The 16,841-nt window shown below is 51.1% G+C and carries 17 protein-coding genes; all 17 read left to right on the top strand.

All coding sequences use genetic code 11. The features are described 5' to 3' along the window. The first annotated feature begins 105 nt into the window (after nucleotides 1–105). The 17 genes from FIM25_RS01820 to FIM25_RS01740 all read left to right on the top strand — a co-directional run bounded on the left by FIM25_RS01820 (nucleotide 106) and on the right by FIM25_RS01740 (nucleotide 16,835). Complete coding sequence (locus FIM25_RS01820; RefSeq protein WP_139445597.1) at nucleotides 106–921, top strand: SDR family NAD(P)-dependent oxidoreductase; 816 nt, start codon at nucleotides 106–108, stop codon at nucleotides 919–921. Nucleotides 922–1,227: 306 nt separating this feature from the next. Then, a complete protein-coding gene (locus FIM25_RS01815) occupies nucleotides 1,228–2,775 on the top strand; it encodes an ATP-binding protein (RefSeq protein WP_139445594.1) in 1,548 nt (515 codons plus the stop codon). A gap of 284 nt (nucleotides 2,776–3,059) precedes the next feature. Further along, nucleotides 3,060–4,619 (top strand): ATP-binding protein, encoded by a 1,560-nt coding sequence (locus FIM25_RS01810; RefSeq protein WP_139445592.1) that lies wholly within the window; start codon nucleotides 3,060–3,062, stop codon nucleotides 4,617–4,619. Between the two features lie 42 nt (nucleotides 4,620–4,661). After that, nucleotides 4,662–4,859, top strand: a complete 198-nt coding sequence (locus FIM25_RS01805; RefSeq protein ID WP_139445590.1) for a hypothetical protein — start codon at nucleotides 4,662–4,664, stop codon at nucleotides 4,857–4,859. Nucleotides 4,860–5,062: 203 nt separating this feature from the next. Next, a complete protein-coding gene (locus FIM25_RS01800; protein WP_139445587.1) occupies nucleotides 5,063–6,133 on the top strand; it encodes an Rpn family recombination-promoting nuclease/putative transposase in 1,071 nt (356 codons plus the stop codon). Nucleotides 6,134–6,208: 75 nt separating this feature from the next. Further along, nucleotides 6,209–6,520, top strand: a complete 312-nt coding sequence (locus FIM25_RS16965; RefSeq protein WP_179953079.1) for a nucleotidyltransferase domain-containing protein — start codon at nucleotides 6,209–6,211, stop codon at nucleotides 6,518–6,520. Next, nucleotides 6,474–6,926, top strand: a complete 453-nt coding sequence (locus FIM25_RS01790) for an Rpn family recombination-promoting nuclease/putative transposase (protein WP_246051956.1) — start codon at nucleotides 6,474–6,476, stop codon at nucleotides 6,924–6,926. The genes FIM25_RS16965 and FIM25_RS01790 overlap by 47 nt, the downstream gene beginning before the upstream one ends. 253 nt (nucleotides 6,927–7,179) lie before the next feature. Then, nucleotides 7,180–8,187 (top strand): UDP-N-acetylglucosamine 4,6-dehydratase (inverting), encoded by a 1,008-nt coding sequence (pseB, locus tag FIM25_RS01785; RefSeq protein ID WP_139445578.1) that lies wholly within the window; start codon nucleotides 7,180–7,182, stop codon nucleotides 8,185–8,187. A 23-nt stretch (nucleotides 8,188–8,210) separates the two neighbouring features. After that, the gene (locus FIM25_RS01780) at nucleotides 8,211–9,281 is read left to right on the top strand and encodes a Gfo/Idh/MocA family protein (protein WP_139445575.1); all 1,071 of its coding nucleotides are present in this window, start codon (nucleotides 8,211–8,213) and stop codon (nucleotides 9,279–9,281) included. Further along, on the top strand, nucleotides 9,278–10,360 hold the full coding sequence (locus tag FIM25_RS01775) for a glycosyltransferase family protein (RefSeq protein WP_139445572.1): 1,083 nt from the start codon (nucleotides 9,278–9,280) through the stop codon (nucleotides 10,358–10,360). The genes FIM25_RS01780 and FIM25_RS01775 overlap by 4 nt, the downstream gene beginning before the upstream one ends. Beyond that, complete coding sequence (gene pseF, locus FIM25_RS01770; protein WP_139445569.1) at nucleotides 10,357–11,070, top strand: pseudaminic acid cytidylyltransferase; 714 nt, start codon at nucleotides 10,357–10,359, stop codon at nucleotides 11,068–11,070. Before FIM25_RS01775 ends, pseF begins: the two co-directional genes overlap by 4 nt. After that, nucleotides 11,067–12,380: a DegT/DnrJ/EryC1/StrS family aminotransferase gene (locus tag FIM25_RS01765; protein WP_139445568.1), complete on the top strand. Its 1,314-nt coding sequence runs from the start codon at nucleotides 11,067–11,069 to the stop codon at nucleotides 12,378–12,380. The genes pseF and FIM25_RS01765 overlap by 4 nt, the downstream gene beginning before the upstream one ends. Beyond that, a complete protein-coding gene (locus tag FIM25_RS01760; RefSeq protein ID WP_139445565.1) occupies nucleotides 12,377–12,940 on the top strand; it encodes a GNAT family N-acetyltransferase in 564 nt (187 codons plus the stop codon). Before FIM25_RS01765 ends, FIM25_RS01760 begins: the two co-directional genes overlap by 4 nt. After that, nucleotides 12,937–14,064, top strand: a complete 1,128-nt coding sequence (locus FIM25_RS01755) for an N-acetyl sugar amidotransferase (RefSeq protein ID WP_139445564.1) — start codon at nucleotides 12,937–12,939, stop codon at nucleotides 14,062–14,064. Before FIM25_RS01760 ends, FIM25_RS01755 begins: the two co-directional genes overlap by 4 nt. Further along, complete coding sequence (gene hisH / locus FIM25_RS01750; RefSeq protein ID WP_179953077.1) at nucleotides 14,048–14,725, top strand: imidazole glycerol phosphate synthase subunit HisH; 678 nt, start codon at nucleotides 14,048–14,050, stop codon at nucleotides 14,723–14,725. The genes FIM25_RS01755 and hisH overlap by 17 nt, the downstream gene beginning before the upstream one ends. Further along, nucleotides 14,719–15,585 carry an imidazole glycerol phosphate synthase subunit HisF gene (hisF, locus tag FIM25_RS01745; protein WP_139445560.1) on the top strand — a complete coding sequence of 289 codons (867 nt, stop codon included), beginning with the start codon at nucleotides 14,719–14,721 and terminating at the stop codon, nucleotides 15,583–15,585. Before hisH ends, hisF begins: the two co-directional genes overlap by 7 nt. Beyond that, on the top strand, nucleotides 15,582–16,835 hold the full coding sequence (locus tag FIM25_RS01740) for an N-acetyl sugar amidotransferase (protein WP_139445558.1): 1,254 nt from the start codon (nucleotides 15,582–15,584) through the stop codon (nucleotides 16,833–16,835). Before hisF ends, FIM25_RS01740 begins: the two co-directional genes overlap by 4 nt. Nucleotides 16,836–16,841 lie beyond the last annotated feature (6 nt).

Raw genomic sequence — 16,841 nt, 5'->3', positions numbered from 1 at the left:
CCGGGACTAAATCTACCCGAAAACCAATACTTCACCACAGACGGGTATATATGGTACTTCAATTTTTATAAAATACCCTTACCACCTCCCTGAAAGGCTAAATCCATGAACCTGAAAGGAAAAGTTGCCCTTGTTCCCGGCTCGGTACGGGGGATCGGCAAAGCCATTGCCCTGGATCTTGCCACCCGGGGAGCTTCCCTGGCTCTGACCCGCTTTGACTGGCCCGAAAACTTCCATGAGATGGAGGCGGACTTTGCCAGGATCGGCACTCCTTTTCGGATTTTTAACATTGACCTGCGCAGTACTGGTGCCATTACTGGTCTCATACAGGAAATTCATTCCCACTTCGGCCGACTGGATATTCTCATCAACAATATCGAGCGGGGCGGTATGCCAGTAGTACATGGAAAATACACAGAAAAGCAGTGGGATCTGGAACAGGAAACCACCCTTCGGGCCAAGCAGTGGCTGGCAGAAGCGGCCCTTCCCCTGCTCAAAGCTTCCGGAGAAGGCTGCCTGATCAACATCTCTTCCATTGCAGCCCTCACTGGACGTTCGGGACCGGCAGGCCTGCTATTCAATGAGGGCTATGCTGCGGCAAACCGGGGAATCTCCATCCTCACGGAAACCTGGGCCAGAATGGGAGCGCCTGAGGTACGGGTCAATGAGCTTATGCTTGGCCTTGTGGAAACCCGCCACGGACCCAAAACCAGAGGATGGGGACTACTAAGCCCGGAACAGCAGAAAGCCCTCACAGACCACACCCTTCTGGCCCGCACAGGCCTGCTGGAAGACGTGGTCCGGGCTGTCCGCTTTCTTGTTATGGATGCCCCCTTCATGACCGGCAGCATCCTGCGCCTTGACGGCGGTTATATCCTTGGCGGAGACAGGGTTCCACCAATGCCCATAGGCGTGGAGTAGTTTTTTTTATATAAATAAGGAGAGGTATTAAACAGAAATTCTTCAACACCGCAGGCCCCATGATCAAAAATGATCATTACTGCATTCCTCCCCTTTTGCGCATCAACCGGGAAGATACAAAAGGCCTGCCCTGGCAAGGAAAATCACCCGTAAGGATAAAAAAGCCAGAAAAATTATAAGCCTTACCATTGATATGGAACGCTACCGCAAGGCAGGGGAAAGACTGTTCCAGTCACGGGCCACACACCTGGACCAGCTGGATGCTGAAAAAGCCGGAAAACTGATAATTGAAAAAAGGGCTATCCCATGAAAAAACTTCCCATTGGTATCCAGAGCTTTGAAGCCATACGTTCGGAACCCCATTACTATGTGGACAAAACCTTTTTCATAAAAAAACTAATGGATACTGGAAAATACTATTTCCTTTCAAGACCCAGACGCTTTGGCAAAAGTCTTTTTCTGGACACCCTCAGGCAGGCCTTCCTTGGAAAAAAAGAATACTTTAAAGGACTTTTCCTTGAAAACAAATGGGACTGGAACATTTCTTATCCCGTCATCCGCATCAGCTTCGGCTCCGGTGTTTTTAGATCATTAGAAGAACTAAGAACAAAAATCGATTCCATTCTCATGGATATCAAAAATGAATTTCAAATCGAATATGAAAAAACAGCCGTCAACGACCGCCTCATGGAAGCAATTGTCAAAATTACCCGAAAAACCGGCCTGAATGTGGTCATTCTGGTGGATGAATACGACAAACCCATCCTGGACTGCATTGAAAACAAAGAACTTGCCATAAAAATCCGGGAAGAACTCAAAAACCTATACTCTGTTTTCAAGGATGCGGACGCCCACTTAAAGTTTGTTTTCATTACAGGAGTCAGCAAATTCTCCAAGGTTTCCCTTTTCAGCGGACTGAATAACCTCAATGATATCACCCTGGATGCCCGGCACAGCCATATATGCGGCTACACCCATGATGAAGTGGAAGAGGTATTCCAAGATCAGATGATTTCTGTAAACAGAGAAAAATTCAGGGCCTGGTACAACGGCTATGCCTGGCTGGGGGAAAAGGTGTACAACCCCTTTGATGTGCTCCTTTTTTTCGACAAAAAGGAGTTTCAGCCCTACTGGTTTGAAACGGCAACCCCCACCTTCCTCATTCAGCTCATGGGAAAGCAGCAGTATTTTGTTCCTTCCATGGAAGACATCGTGCTGGGAAGAGAGCTCATCGGCTCCCTTGATGTGGACATGATCTATGTGGAAAACCTGCTCTTTCAGACGGGATATCTCACCATCAAGGAAAAAATGCCCGGAGAAGGCATGATCCGCTTCAGGATGGGATACCCCAACCTTGAGGTCAAATACAGCCTCACCAATTATTTTTTAAACTATCTGGTTCAGGACTACCGAAAAAAAGAAATCATCCGCAGCAGCCTCTACACCTGTTTTGAACAGGAAAAGCCAGAAACCATGAAGGATCTGTTCCAGAGCTTTTTTGCATCCATCCCCCACGACTGGTACAGAAAAAACCAGCTGGCTGGCTATGAAGGATACTATGCCAGCATTTTCTACTGCTACTTTGCCGCATCAGGATTTGATGTGAAGGCAGAAGATGCCACAAGTCATGGACGCATGGACATGAGTGTTTTTTACAAAGATACCGTGTATATTTTTGAATTCAAGGTGATAGAAAACAGCACCAAAGGCACTGCCATGGAACAGCTCCATAAAAAACAGTACCACCGCAAATACACCAAAGAGGGCACCTGCATCTATCTCATTGCCGTGGAGTTTTCTGAAAAAGAGCGCAACATCAAAAATTTCACCGTGGAAAAACCAGCAATTCCATGAACAATGGGAGGCAATCACATCACCCGGCCTGAGCAGGCAAACAACAAAACAGGAGAGGCTCCATGCAGAAATTCTTCAACACAGCAGGCCCCATGATCAAAGAAGATAATTACTGCCAATTAGTCGGATCAGAAGAAATGCACCTCGTGATTTTCAACCGAAGCCCTGAAGTTCCGCGAGATTAAAAGATATGGCATAAAACGGCCAGTCTTGAAAATCAGCAGATTAAAATCTGGAGATACTAAAATAATTGAGCATTAAGAATTGAAATAAAGGGCTATCCCATGAAAAAACTCCCCATTGGCATCCAGAGCTTTGAAAAAATCAGAGAAAATCCCGGAGAATACTACTACGTGGACAAAAGCTCATTTGTGAAGGAACTTTGCCTTCAGGGGGGCGGTTATTATTTTCTTTCAAGACCCAGACGCTTTGGCAAAAGTCTTTTTCTGGACACCCTCAGGCAGGCCTTCCTAGGGAAAAAAGAATATTTTAAAGGGCTTTTCCTTGAAAACAACTGGGACTGGAACACTTCATATCCCGTCATCCGCATCAGCTTCGGCTCCGGTGTTTTCAGGTCATTAGAAGAACTCAAGGAAGCTCAGGAAGAAATTCTTGTAAGAAACTGCCGGGACAATGGCGTTTCCCTGCCAGAAGCGCCAAGCCTTAGAGGCAAATTCCTTGACCTGATTGAAAAGCTTCACAAAACTACACAGCAGCCGGTTGTGGTGCTGGTGGATGAATACGACAAACCCATCCTGGACTGCATTGAAAACAAAGAGCTTGCCGTAAAAATCCGGGAAGAACTCAAAAACCTATACTCTGTTTTCAAGGATGCAGACGCCCACTTAAAGTTTGTTTTCATTACAGGAGTCAGCAAATTTTCCAAGGTTTCCCTTTTCAGTGGGCTGAATAACCTCAATGATATCACCCTGGATGCCCGATACAGCCATATATGTGGCTACACCCATGATGAGGTGGAAGAGGTATTCCAAGATCAGATGATTTCTGTAAACAGAGAAAAGTTCAGGGCCTGGTACAACGGCTATGCCTGGCTGGGAGAAAAGGTGTACAACCCCTTTGATGTGCTGCTTTTTTTCGACAAAAAGGAATTTCAGCCCTACTGGTTTGAAACCGCAACGCCCACCTTCCTCATTCAGCTCATGGGAAAGCAGCAGTATTTTGTTCCTTCCATGGAAGACATCGTGCTGGGAAGAGAGCTCATCGGCTCCCTTGATGTGGACATGATCTATGTGGAAAACCTGCTCTTTCAAACGGGATATCTCACCATCAAGGAAAAAATGCCCGGAGAAGGCATGATCCGCTTCAGGATGGGATACCCCAACCTTGAGGTCAAATACAGCCTCACCAATTATTTTTTAAACTATCTGGTTCAGGACTACCGAAAAAAAGAAATCATCCGCAGCAGCCTCTACACCTGTTTTGAACAGGAAAATCCAGAGGCCATGAAGGATCTGTTCCAGAGCTTTTTTGCATCCATCCCCCACGACTGGTACAGAAAAAACCAGCTGGCTGGCTATGAAGGATACTATGCCAGCATTTTCTACTGTTACTTTGCAGCATCAGGATTTGATGTGAAGGCAGAAGATGCCACAAGTCATGGACGCATGGACATGAGTGTTTTTTACAAAGATACCGTGTATATTTTTGAATTCAAGGTGATAGAAAACAGCACCAAAGGCTCTGCCATGGAGCAGCTCCATAAAAAACAGTACCACCGCAAATACGCCAAAGAGGGTACCTGCATCTATCTCATTGCCGTGGAGTTTTCTGAAAAAGAGCGCAACATCAAAAATTTCACCGTGGAAAAACCAGCAATTCCATGAATAATGGCAGGCAAACAAAGAAAACAAAAATGGAGAGGCTCCATGCATAAATTCTTCAGCACAGCAGGTCCCATGATCAAAGAAGATCATTACTGCATTCCTCCCCTCACACGCATCGACTGGGAAAATATACAGGATCTTATCCACACCAAACGCTACTTTATTCTCCATGCCCCAAGGCAGACGGGAAAAACCTCCACAATCCTTGAAATCATTCAGTTTATAAATGAAAGAAACTAGTACACGGCCCTTTATGCCAATATTGAAGCAGCCCAGGCGGCAAGACATGATATCAGCCGGAGCATTCCCACGACCTGCCTGCGGCAAGGTTCCAGATCTTAACACCCCTTTGCCTTACAAGAATTTTCATGGCTTCCACATGAAACAGAAATTTTACACAGCCCCTCTTTTCATCCCCCAAAGCTCCTGCTATTCTAATTTCCATGAAAAAGAAAAAGCAGGACACTTATCTGGATGATCTCCTGAAGAGCAACCCCCATGATGCTCTGGCAAARAGAATCCTTGGCMAAAAAAGCMATGCCGTGGATTTTTTCAAAGTCATGCTGCCAGAAGAGGTGGTTGCACTTCTTGATATGGAGACCCTCAAGGCTGAAAAGGACAGCTTTGTCAGCCCAAAACTTCGGAGTGCCTTCAGCGACCTTGTRTTCAGCGTAAAACTCAAAGACAGCAGGACAAAGGCTTTCCTCTACACACTCATTGAACACAAAAGCCAGCCCGATATCTGGTACATCCTCCAGATACTCAAATATATGAGTGCCGTATGGGAAAGCTTCCACAGAAATAMCCCGGATAAACTTCTGCCCCCCATCCTTCCCCTTGTCGTTTATCACGGCAGGGAAGGATGGCTTTCAAGGGATATTGTGGATCTGCTGGACGGTGGTCATCCAAACATCTTCCGRCCCTTCACACCACAGTTMCATACCCTGCTTTGTGATGTCAGCACCCTTGACCCCAATACCCTCCAGCACAATATTGTGCTAAAGGTTTTCTTAAAGATTCTGGGTTCCGTCATGGGGCCTGAAATCAAAGATGATCTCCCTGAGATGATTCAGATGCTGACTAAAATGATGGAGCCCGGCAAAACGACACTGGAATACATAGAAATTTTTCTGCGCTACGTCATCTCGGCAAGCCAGGACATTGACGAGGCCACCATTGAAAAGGCCCTCGAAAACAGCGGATACATGGAGGTGCTTATGCCCACATTGGCCCAAAAATGGATTGAAGAAGGCATGATTATGGGTGAACAAAGAGGCCTGATTATGGGCGAACAGAGAGGTGAACAAAGAGGCCTGAAAATAGGAGAGCAGAAAGGCCTGGTACGCCTGATGCGGGAAAAGTATGAAACCATCATGAGTCTCCGTGAATTCCATATGAAACCTGAGGATATTGCCAGAGCTACCAGGCTTACCCCTGAAAAGGTCAGAGAGATTCTTGCTGCCGGTGACAAGGGCTTGGATCTTCTCATAAGCGATAATACCACCAAACACTAGCCTGTATGAGCAAAAAGGCTATTTGCGAGGGCATCAAAGATAGAATTATCAAAAATTTTGAAGTAAGATGCTTCCATGAAAGAAAGTAAACTCTCCATACTGGCATCCGCCTCCTTGCCACCGACCCTTAATGCTGAAAGCCCTCCTCCAGGGCATCAGAAAAAATACATGGACCTGCTGAAAAACATCATCCTCTCCAGAATCAACCATAAGGAGGTCATGATTTTTCTCTTTGGTTCCAGGGTTTCCGGCAAGCATGGCAGCCGGGCCGGTGTGGATATCGGCTTTCTTTCCCAGGAAAAACTGCCTGCACCTCTGCTTCATGCTCAGGGAAAAGGACATGCCGGAACTGCTTCTGACGGATCATCTTGCCCTGCATTTCCTTGAACTTCCAAAGATTACTGATTACAATGTGGAAAAGACCATAGACATGTGGCTCTATTACCTCAAAAATGAAGGCCAGAGCAGGGAGGATAAAATCATGGAAACCATCTTGAAGAACAACCCCCACATCGCCAGCGCCAGAGAAAAGTATATCAAGTTCACCCAAGACGAGCATATGCGTGAAGCCTATGAATCCCACCTCAAATGGAAGCGGGATCAAAAGACGGATCTGCTTTATGCTGAAAAGAAGGGACGACATGAAGAGAAGTTTGAAACCATCATGCGTCTTTCCAAGCTCAATCTAAATCCCCATGATATTGCCGTAGGTGTTGGCCTTACCCCTGAAAAAGTCAAAGAAGTCCTTGCTGCAGGGGATAAGGGGTTGGATCTGCTTGCGGGCAAAGAATAGTTGGGGGGCTAAAACGAAGGCCAGAGCAAGCAGGAAAAGGTGATCATAAAATCTGGTACAGTCCCCAAACAAACTTCCTCTTTGTGCTGGGTCATGATATCTGATCAATACACACAACCAATGCAGTACTCAAACAGGCTTGCCTAAACAAAAAATTCTAAGCACACAATAAACCCACTGAAAAACCAAATTCCTGGCCCGCTTATTGCAAATTATTCTCACAGACGTAAACGATACCAAAGGGAGCGCAGCCATGTTCGATCAAAAATCCATCCTCATCACAGGCGGTACCGGCTCCTTTGGGAAACAGTACACAAGAACCCTGCTCTCCCGCTACACTCCCTCCCGCATTGCCATCTATTCCCGAGACGAACTCAAACAGTATGAAATGGCTCAGGAATTTGATGATCCCTGCATGCGCTTTTTTATCGGAGATGTGCGGGACAAGGAGCGCCTCACCATGGCCATGCGGGGCGTGGATATTGTAATCCACGCAGCAGCCCTCAAGCAGGTGCCTGCTGCGGAATACAACCCCATGGAGTGCATCAAAACCAATATCAACGGTGCCCAGAATGTCATTGAAGCGGCCTTCGCCAATAATGTTTCCAAGGTCATAGCTTTGTCCACGGACAAGGCCGCCAACCCCATTAATTTATACGGAGCCACCAAACTGGCCTCGGACAAGCTCTTTGTGGCCGCCAACAATATGGCAGGGGGTCATAAAACCGTCTTTTCCGTGGTCCGCTACGGCAATGTTGTGGGCTCCAGAGGCTCTGTGGTACCTTTTTTTAAAAAACTCATTGAAGAAAAAAGTGACCACCTTCCCATTACAGATCCCCGCATGACCCGTTTCTGGATTACCCTGCAACAGGGCGTTGATTTTGTTTTGAAAAACTTTGAACGCATGCGGGGTGGAGAAATCTTTGTTCCTAAAATTCCGTCGGTCCGCATCACGGATCTGGCAGAAGCCATGGCTCCCGATCTGGAGCAGCGCATCATTGGTATCCGACCCGGAGAAAAAATACATGAAACCATGTGCCCTGAAGACGACTCCCACCTGACACTGGAATTCCATGATCATTATGTCATCCGGCCCACCATCATTTTCTCCAACCGGAACAATATCTTTGATGTCAATATGCTGAGGGAGGAAGGCCAGCCCGTACCGGAAAATTTTGCCTACAACTCCGGCACCAATCCGCACTTTCTTTCCGTTGAGGAAATTGGTGCCTTCAACCATCTGGCGGAACTGGATTATTGAGCATCGCAGCAAAGGAAGATTTCATGCAGCATTACCGTGCAGCCCTCTGCGGCCTTGGCAACATCGCCTGGCGTTTTGACCACAATTCCACAAAGCCAGTCCGCCTTTCCCACGCAGGGGCTTTTCTTGCCAATACACGCATCCGGCTTGCCGGAGGCTTTGACCCGCAAGCCCGCGAGCGGGAGGCCTTCACCAAAGCGTTAAAGCAGCCCGCCTTTGAAAACCTGGAAGCCCTGCTTGCGGAAAAACCAGACATCGTCAGCATCTGCTCTCCGGCTCCCTTGCACTTTGAACAGGCCATGGCCTGCATGGAAAAGGCCGTGCCCATGATCTGGCTGGAAAAACCCCCGGCCCTGAGCCTTGGGGAAATGGATGCCCTCATCCGGGCTTCGGAGCAAAGGGGCAATACCCTCCTTGTCAATTACCAGCGGCGCTACCTGCCTTCCTATCAGGAGATGAAAAAAGCGCTCACGGAAGAAACCTTAGGCCCCTGCAGGCATATCCGGGCCGTGTATTCCAGGGGGCTGGAAGCCAACGGCTCCCACATGCTGGACATGATCTTCTTTCTCACGGAAGACAGAATGAGGGCAGAACTGCTCTGGGTATCCGGCAAAGGAGAAAGCCCCTCCTTCGGTTTCCGCCTGAAGACCCAGTCTGAAATTGAAAGCACCCCAAACGGCATGCCTCACCCCGCCCCTCTTCCAGAGGGAGACAAAGGGCCTTGCGGTTTCAGAAAACTCCCTGAAGATGTGGAAGTATCGGTGACGGGCATGGATCTTTCTTACCACAACATCGACATGGAGCTGACCTGTGAGCAGGGCCGCCTTTCCATCCTGCACGGCGGCATGACAGCCCTTTTGGAAAAAAAGGAAGAACACGAATATTTCAAAGGCTTTTTCCGGCTCAAACCCGATCCAGAGGCTTTCCTCACCAGACTTTCCGGCATTACCGGAGCCATGGAAAACGCCCTTTCAGATCTCATGGAAAGTCATGAAAAGAAGCGGCCTCCCCTCAGTACCCTCCGCTCTTCCCGCAAAACCATGGCCCTCATGGAAAGGGTACGCCACTTCCAGAAGACGGGGAGGGCCCTGTGATTCTTTTTGCCGGAGGCGATGTGGGAGGATGCCGGGCACTGCTGCCCGTCATCCATGCCTGTGAAGAAAGAAACCTTCCCTTTGCGGTGCTGGCCCACGGGCATATGCTTAAAGAAAGTGCCCCGGACTGGCCCATGCCTGCCCCCCCGTCGGATAAAGATTCTCTGGAAGACTGGCTTGGCAGCAGGGGAGTTACCCTGATACTTTTCGCTTCCAGTGTCCATGATACCCTGTCCCTTACCCTTGCAAGGGCAGGCCAAAGGGCAGGACTTCCCGTCATCCACGTGCTGGACAACTGGTCGAGTTACCGAAACCGTCTTGAAAACGACGGCCTCCCCCCCTTCATGCCGGATCATTATGCCCTCATGGATGAGATGGCCCTCAAAGTCGCCATGGAAGAAGGGCTTCCGGAAGAAATTCTCGTCGTCACAGGCCAGCCCGCACTGGCAGGTTTAGCGGACAGCGCCGCCCGCCATCCAGTGCCAGCCCCCAAAAAACCTTTCTCCCTTCTTTTTGTTTCCGAACCTGCGGAAGCGGATCAGGGCAGAGACTCCAGCAACCCCGCCTTCAGGGGCTACACGGAAAAGGATGTCTTAGGCCTTCTCTGCGCCGCCCTTCAGCCCTGGACGGAAAATCTTTTTCTCCATCTTCTGCCCCATCCCCGGGAAGAACGATCCGGCCTTGTGGATATCTGGGAAAAAAACCGGGGCGGACTAAAGGGCCGGGTTCTGGATCAGGCCACAGCCCATGGCCGGGAGGAAGTGCTGAAGGCGGACGGCATCATGGGCATGACCTCCATCCTTCTCTATGAAGCCTGGCTTCTCGGAAAACCCGTACTGAGCTTTCAGCCAGATCTCCGTCAAAAAAGTCTGGCCCAGCTCGCTTCCCGGCCCGGTGTCTTTTTCACGGATAAGAAGGAAGAACTTCCCCGACTTCTTTCCCTGTGGCTGGACACGCCCTTTCACAAGCCTCCCCTTCCAAGGGATGATCTCACCCGGCACAGCCAGGCAGCTTCCCGCATCCTGGATCTGGCCATGACCTGCCTGAAAAAAACCCAGGTACCCACGAGGACACCATGACCATTGCCATAATACCCGCAAGGGGGGGGAGTAAACGCATCCCCTTAAAAAATATCCGGCCCTTTGCCGGAAAACCCATGATTGCCCACAGCATTGAGGCGGCAAAACAGGCAGGGGTTTTCGACCGCATTCTCGTTTCTACGGATTCTCCTGACATCGCAGCCATTGCCCGTGAATACGGGGCGGAAACCCCCTTTGTGCGGCCTCCGGAGCTTTCCGACGATCACACGCCCACAGCACCCGTTCTCCTTCACTGCCTTGAATGGCTGAAGGAAAGGGGAGAAACTCCAGCATCCGCCTGCTGCATCTACGCCACAGCCCCCCTGATTCAGGCCCGCCACATCCGTGAAGGCCATGAAACCCTTACAAAAAACGCCGTTTCTTCCGTTTTTTCCGTCACAAGCTTTCCCTTTCCCATTTTCAGGGCCCTGCACATAACCCAGACCGGGCACCTTGCCATGTTCTGGCCGGAGCATGAGCTCACCCGCTCCAACGATCTAGCCGAAGCCTTCCATGATGCAGGACAGTTTTACTGGTTTGACTGCAGAAAATTCATGGAAAGGCCGAAACTCTATACAGCCGATGCCCTGCCCGTGATTCTGCCCCGGCATCTGGTTCAGGACATTGACACGGAAGAAGACTGGCAGCGGGCGGAATATCTGTTTCAGGCCATCCACCTTTCCGGAGAAAAGAAAGGGACCACCCCATGACCCTTGCCATTCACGGCGGAAACCCTGTGCGCACCCGCCCCTTTCCCCGCCACAGAACCATCGGATCCGAAGAAAAGGAAGCCGTCTGCCGGGTGCTGGATTCCGGTGTGCTGTCCAAATACCTCGGATGCTGGCACGAGGATTTCATGGGCGGCCATGAAGTCCGGGCACTGGAAGAAGAATGGGCGGCTTATTTCGGCGCCCGCCACGCCATTGCCGTCAATTCCTGCACCTCCGGGCTGTTCTGCGCCGTAGGGGCCATCGGAACGGAACCGGGAGATGAGATCATCGTCCCGCCCTACACCATGAGTGCCACCGCCGTAGCCCCCCTCATTTACAATGCCGTTCCCGTTTTTGCGGACATTGAGGCGGACTGTTTCTGCCTCGATCCTAAGGAAGTGGAAAAAAAAATCACAAAGCGCACCCGCGCCATCATGGTGGTGGATCTCTTCGGCCAGCCCTCTGATGCGGAAGGCATCCATGCCCTGGCCCGTAAAAATGGCCTCCATGTCATCGAGGACACGGCCCAGGCACCGGGCGCCCTGTATCAGGGAAAACCCGCCGGAACCCTGGGCCACATCGGCGTATTTTCCCTCAACTACCACAAGCACATCCACTGCGGCGAAGGCGGGGTTGTGGTCACAGACGACGATACCCTTGCGGAAAGAATCCGCCTCATCCGCAACCATGGGGAATCCGTGGTGGAAGGCATGGGTACGGCAAACCTTGTCAACATGGTGGGGTTCAATTTCCGCATGACGGAAATGGAAGCCGCCGTGGCCCGCTGCCAGCTTCACAAACTGGAAGGACTTCTTGAAAAGCGTCTGGAAAACTGCCGCTACATGACCGAAGGCCTTTCCCAAATCCCCGCCATCACAGCGCCGGTCATCCGTGAGAACTGCAGACACGCCTTCTATGTCCATGCCTGCAAATTTGACGAAACCCTTGCAGGCGTTTCCCGCAACACCTTCATGGACGCGGTGAAAGCCGAGCTTCCCTGCACCGAAGGTCGGGAGTCCGAAGGGGTGAAGATCGGCTGCGGTTATGTGAAGCCCCTCTACCTCCTGCCCCTTTTTCAGCAGAAAATCGCCCACGGCAGCGGCCACTTCCCCTTCACCTCCCCATGGAATCCCTCTGTACCGGATTATGGCAAAGGAAGCTGCCCCGTATGCGAAGATCTGCACGAAAAAACCCTTTTCACCCACGAGCTCATGCTCCCTTCCATGGAAAAGGCCGATATGGACGACGTTCTCCGGGCCTTCACCAAGGTCTGGGAAGCCAGAGATCAGCTAAAAGGGAATATAAAATGAGCCCACACCCGGAGATCTGCACCCAAAGGCTCAGGATCACGCCCTTTACGGAGACCCATATCTCAGAAGCCTACATCGGCTGGCTCAATAACAAAAAGCTCATGGCCCACAGCGAACAGCGCCACAGGGAACACGATGCAGCCTCCTGCCTTGCCTATCTCCGCTCCTTTGAGAAAACCCCCCACTACTTCTGGGCCATCATGGAAGAAAAAAGGGGACTGGGACACATCGGCAACATCAATGCCTATGTCAATATCCCCAATGGCCTTGCGGACATGGGCATTCTCATCGGAAGTCCGGAAGCAAAGGGAAAGGGCTACGGACTGGAGACCTGGAAGGCCGTTGCCGACTTTCTCCTGCACAGGGCAGGGCTGCGTAAAGTAACAGCCGGAACCCTGGCCGGGAACAGGGCCATGCTGAAGCTCATGGAAAAGGCGGGTATGGTGGAAGATGGCATCAGAAAGCGGCATTATATTTGCAATGGAATGGAAACGGATGTGGTGCATATGGCCCTTTTTCAAGAACCGAAAGCTACCTGTAAAGCGGAGAACCAGGCATGACGATCACCCTCTGCAAGACCTGCGCCAACCCCAGCACAAGGCCCAATGTGGTTTTTGATGAAGAAGGCATCTGCCTTGTCTGTCGCTTTGAGGAAGAAAAACGAAACAAGAGCATCGACTGGGAGGCACGGCAGAAGGAACTGGAGTCCATCCTCACATGGGGCCGGGAAAACAGCAAAACCTGCTATGACTGCATTGTCACCGTAAGCGGGGGGAAAGACAGCACCAAGCAGGCTATGTATGCAAGGGATGTTCTCGGGCTGAAACCCCTCCTTGTGAGCTGCGTCTATCCGCCGGAACAGCTCCATGAACGGGGTGCCCACAATCTTGCAAACCTGATTTCCTTAGGTTTTGATACGGTCAGCCTCAGCCTGAATCCCCAGGTATGGAAAAAAATGATGCGCCGCAGTTTTTTTCTCTACGCAAACTGGTGCCGATCCACGGAAATGGCCCTCTATGCCATCCCCATCCATGTGGCCATTGCCTACAGGATTCCGCTGGTTTTTCTGGGGGAAAATCCGGCCCTCACCATCGGAGAAAAGCATGGCAGACTTGATGGTGACGCCTCCCAGATGAAACACTGCAATACCCTCGGAGGCGGTGTTCCGGATGCCCGGCTCACGGAGGGAATTGACCCCAAAGACATCCATTTCTACAGCTACCCGCCCGACGAAGACATGCTGTATGCCGGAATTCGCATCATTTATCTCGGCTACTACATCAAGGAATGGTCTGGCAGGAACAATGCGGATTTTTCCATCAGACACGGCCTTGTCACCCGCACGGAGCCCCCGGGAAAAATTGGCGACCTCTGGGGTGTCAGCGGCCTGGATGAAGACTTCCGTCTGGTCAATCAGATGATCAAGTATCTTAAATTTGGTTTTGGTCATGTGACCGATCAGGTCACGGAAGCCATCCATCTGGGCATGATGAACCGGGAAGAAGGCCTGGAGCTTGTCAGAAAATACGATGGAAAATGTGACATGGACTATATCCGGCGCTTCTGCCATTACCTTGAAATCAGCGAGGAGGAATTCTGGGAAGTGGCCGAATCCGTGCGGAACCCTGCTATCTGGTCAAAGGATGAAAAAGGAGAGTGGATTCTTCATGTGGACTACCGATAGACAGCCCTATTCCCCCAAAAAACGCATTCTCATTGTCTCCTTTGGCATGGGCAACCTGCTTTCCGTATCCAGCGCTCTCAGCCATCTGGGAGCCTCCTTTTTCGTATCCTCAGAGGGAAGGGACTTTCCGGAAGCAGACGCCTTCATACTGCCCGGAGTCGGAGCCTTTGGAACAGCCATGGAAAATCTTCAAAAACAGCATCTCATTGCTCCCCTGACCCGTGAAGTCATGGAAAAGGGAAAGCCCTGCCTCGGCATCTGCCTTGGCATGCAGCTTTTTGCAAAGGATTCCTGCGAAATGGGGTTTCACAGGGGCCTCGGCTGGCTGGATGCCCATGTCCTGCCCCTTGAGCCGGAAGGACTTCCCGTTCCCCACGTAGGCTGGAATGATATCCGCATTCACCGCAAAGATCCTTTTTTTTCCACCCTTGATGACGGGACAAACTTCTATTTCGATCACTCCCTGCATCTCTTGTGCAGCAAAGAAATGGTATCCGCCATCTGTGATTATGGCGGCCCGGTCATTGCTGCCATCCAGCATAAAAACCTCATGGCTGCCCAGTTCCATCCGGAAAAAAGTCAGCGGAACGGCCTGAAACTCCTCAGGAATTTCCTTAATTTCATTGAAGATAAAAGCCCCGTGGAGACCCCGTCATGCTGAAAAAACGTCTCATCGGTGTCCTTGTGGTAAAAAATGGTCTTGTGGTGCAGAGTATCGGCTTCAGGCATTATCTTCCCGTCGGCAGGCCCACCGTTGCCGTGGAATACCTCAACCGCTGGGGGATTGATGAGATCCTTCTTGTGGATATCAGCGCCACAGCAGAAGGCCGCAGTCCGGACTGCGCCATGATCGCAGAGCTGGCCCCCTTCTGCCTCGTCCCCCTTGCTGCTGGGGGTGGCGTTCACAACTTAAAGGATATGGAAAAACTGATCCGTTCCGGAGCCGACAAGGTGGTTCTTCAGTCCGCCCTGTTCCGGGAGCCGGATCTTCTCCGTGAAGGGGCCCGTCATTTTGGCCGTCAGTGCATGGTGGTTTCCATTGATGCCCGTCAAAAAAACGACGGAAGTTATGAAACCCTCTCCACCGGCCTTCTCCCCACAGGCCACACCCCGGCGGATCTCGCCCGTATGGCCGAAGACAGGGGAGCCGGAGAGATTTTTATCAATTCGGTGGACAGGGACGGCAGCCAGAAAGGCTATGATGCGGAACTCATCTCTCAGGTATGCAAAGCCGTCAGCGTCCCCGTGATCGCCTGCGGAGGCGCGGGCCACGCAAAGGACTTTGTCACACCCTTTCTCTGCGGCGCTGCTGCTGCGGCGGCGGCCAACTATTTTCACTTTACGGAACACAGCGTCATCCTTGCCAAACGCTTTCTTCACGGGCAAAGCCTTCCCATACGGCTGGACAGCCATGCCTCCTATGAAGGAGCCTCCTTTGATGAAAAAGGCCGACTTGCCAAAAAGGAAGACCGATTCCTGGAAAAACTCCGTTTTGAATACATTCCGGAGGAAATCATATGAAGTACTGCACACGCTGCCTCTATCCCGCCAACCATCCCCTGCACCTCACCTTTGATGAAGAAGGCGTTTGCAGCGGGTGCCGGGTGCATGAGGAAAAAGACAGGCTGGACTGGCGGGAAAGGGCGGAAAAACTCCGCTGTCTTTTTGACGCTTACCGATCCCGCTCCCGCCATATCCACGATTGCATCATTCCCGTGACCGGAGCCCGTGACTCCCACTTTATTGTCCATGTGGTAAAAAATGTCTTTGGCATGCACCCCCTTCTGGTGCATTACAACAAACATTACAATACCCGCATGGGCATCCGGAACCTTGCCTACCTGCGAACCCTCTTTGGCTGCGACATCATCAGCCACACCACCAATCCGGAGACGGTAAAAAAAATCACACGGGAAACCCTGAGGCTGAAGGCATCCATGTACTGGCACTGTCTTGCGGGACACACTGCATTCCCCGTCCAGACCGCTGTACGCTTCAAGATACCCCTCATTGTCTGGGGAGCCCACCAGGGCTGTGACCAGGTGGGGATGTTCTCCCATCTGGATGAGGTCGAAATGACCCGTAAATATCGCAAGGAACATGATCTCATGGGTCTTGAGGCCGAAGACCTCTCAAGACTTTCTCAAGGCAGGCTTTCTCCGGGGGATCTTGAACCCTATCTTTATCCCCATGACGGAGAACTGGCCGCCATCGGTGTACGGGGCATTTACCTTGGCAACTACATCCGCTGGGACTCCAAGGCCCAGCATGAGGAAATGATCCGTCTCCACGGCTATGAAACCATGATGCAGCAGCGTACCTTTGACACCTATAACGATGTGGACTGCTTCCATTACTCCGGACTCCATGATGCCATCAGATTTTTGAAGTACGGTTATGGCAAGGTCACGGATCATGCCACAAGGGAAATCCGCCTGAAACGCCTCACCCGTGAGGAAGGCATTGCACGGGTGCGGCAGTATCAGGATGTCCGGCCAAAAGATACGGGGCTTTTTCTGGACTGGCTGGGCATGGATGAAAGGGCTTTATGGGAATGCATCGATCCGCACAGGGATTCTAAAATATGGGAGAAACAGGAAGGGAAATGGACACTGAAGGACAGCATCCTGAACCATGAAAAGGATAGCGGAGTAGAAAAGGTGCGCCTCACCAAAACTGAAGACTGCCACTTTCATCTTCCCCCCCCAAGGGACAAGGCAGAAGAAACGGGCTATGTTCTGCTAGGGCGGGGCTGGGTGGACAATACCTGAAAGGGA

The organism is Desulfobotulus mexicanus, assembly GCF_006175995.1.
In the GTDB taxonomy this organism is placed as follows: Bacteria; Desulfobacterota; Desulfobacteria; order Desulfobacterales; family ASO4-4; genus Desulfobotulus; species Desulfobotulus mexicanus.
The sequence above is the reverse complement of the archived record's forward strand: the minus strand, read 5'-3'. Positions and strand labels throughout refer to the sequence as shown.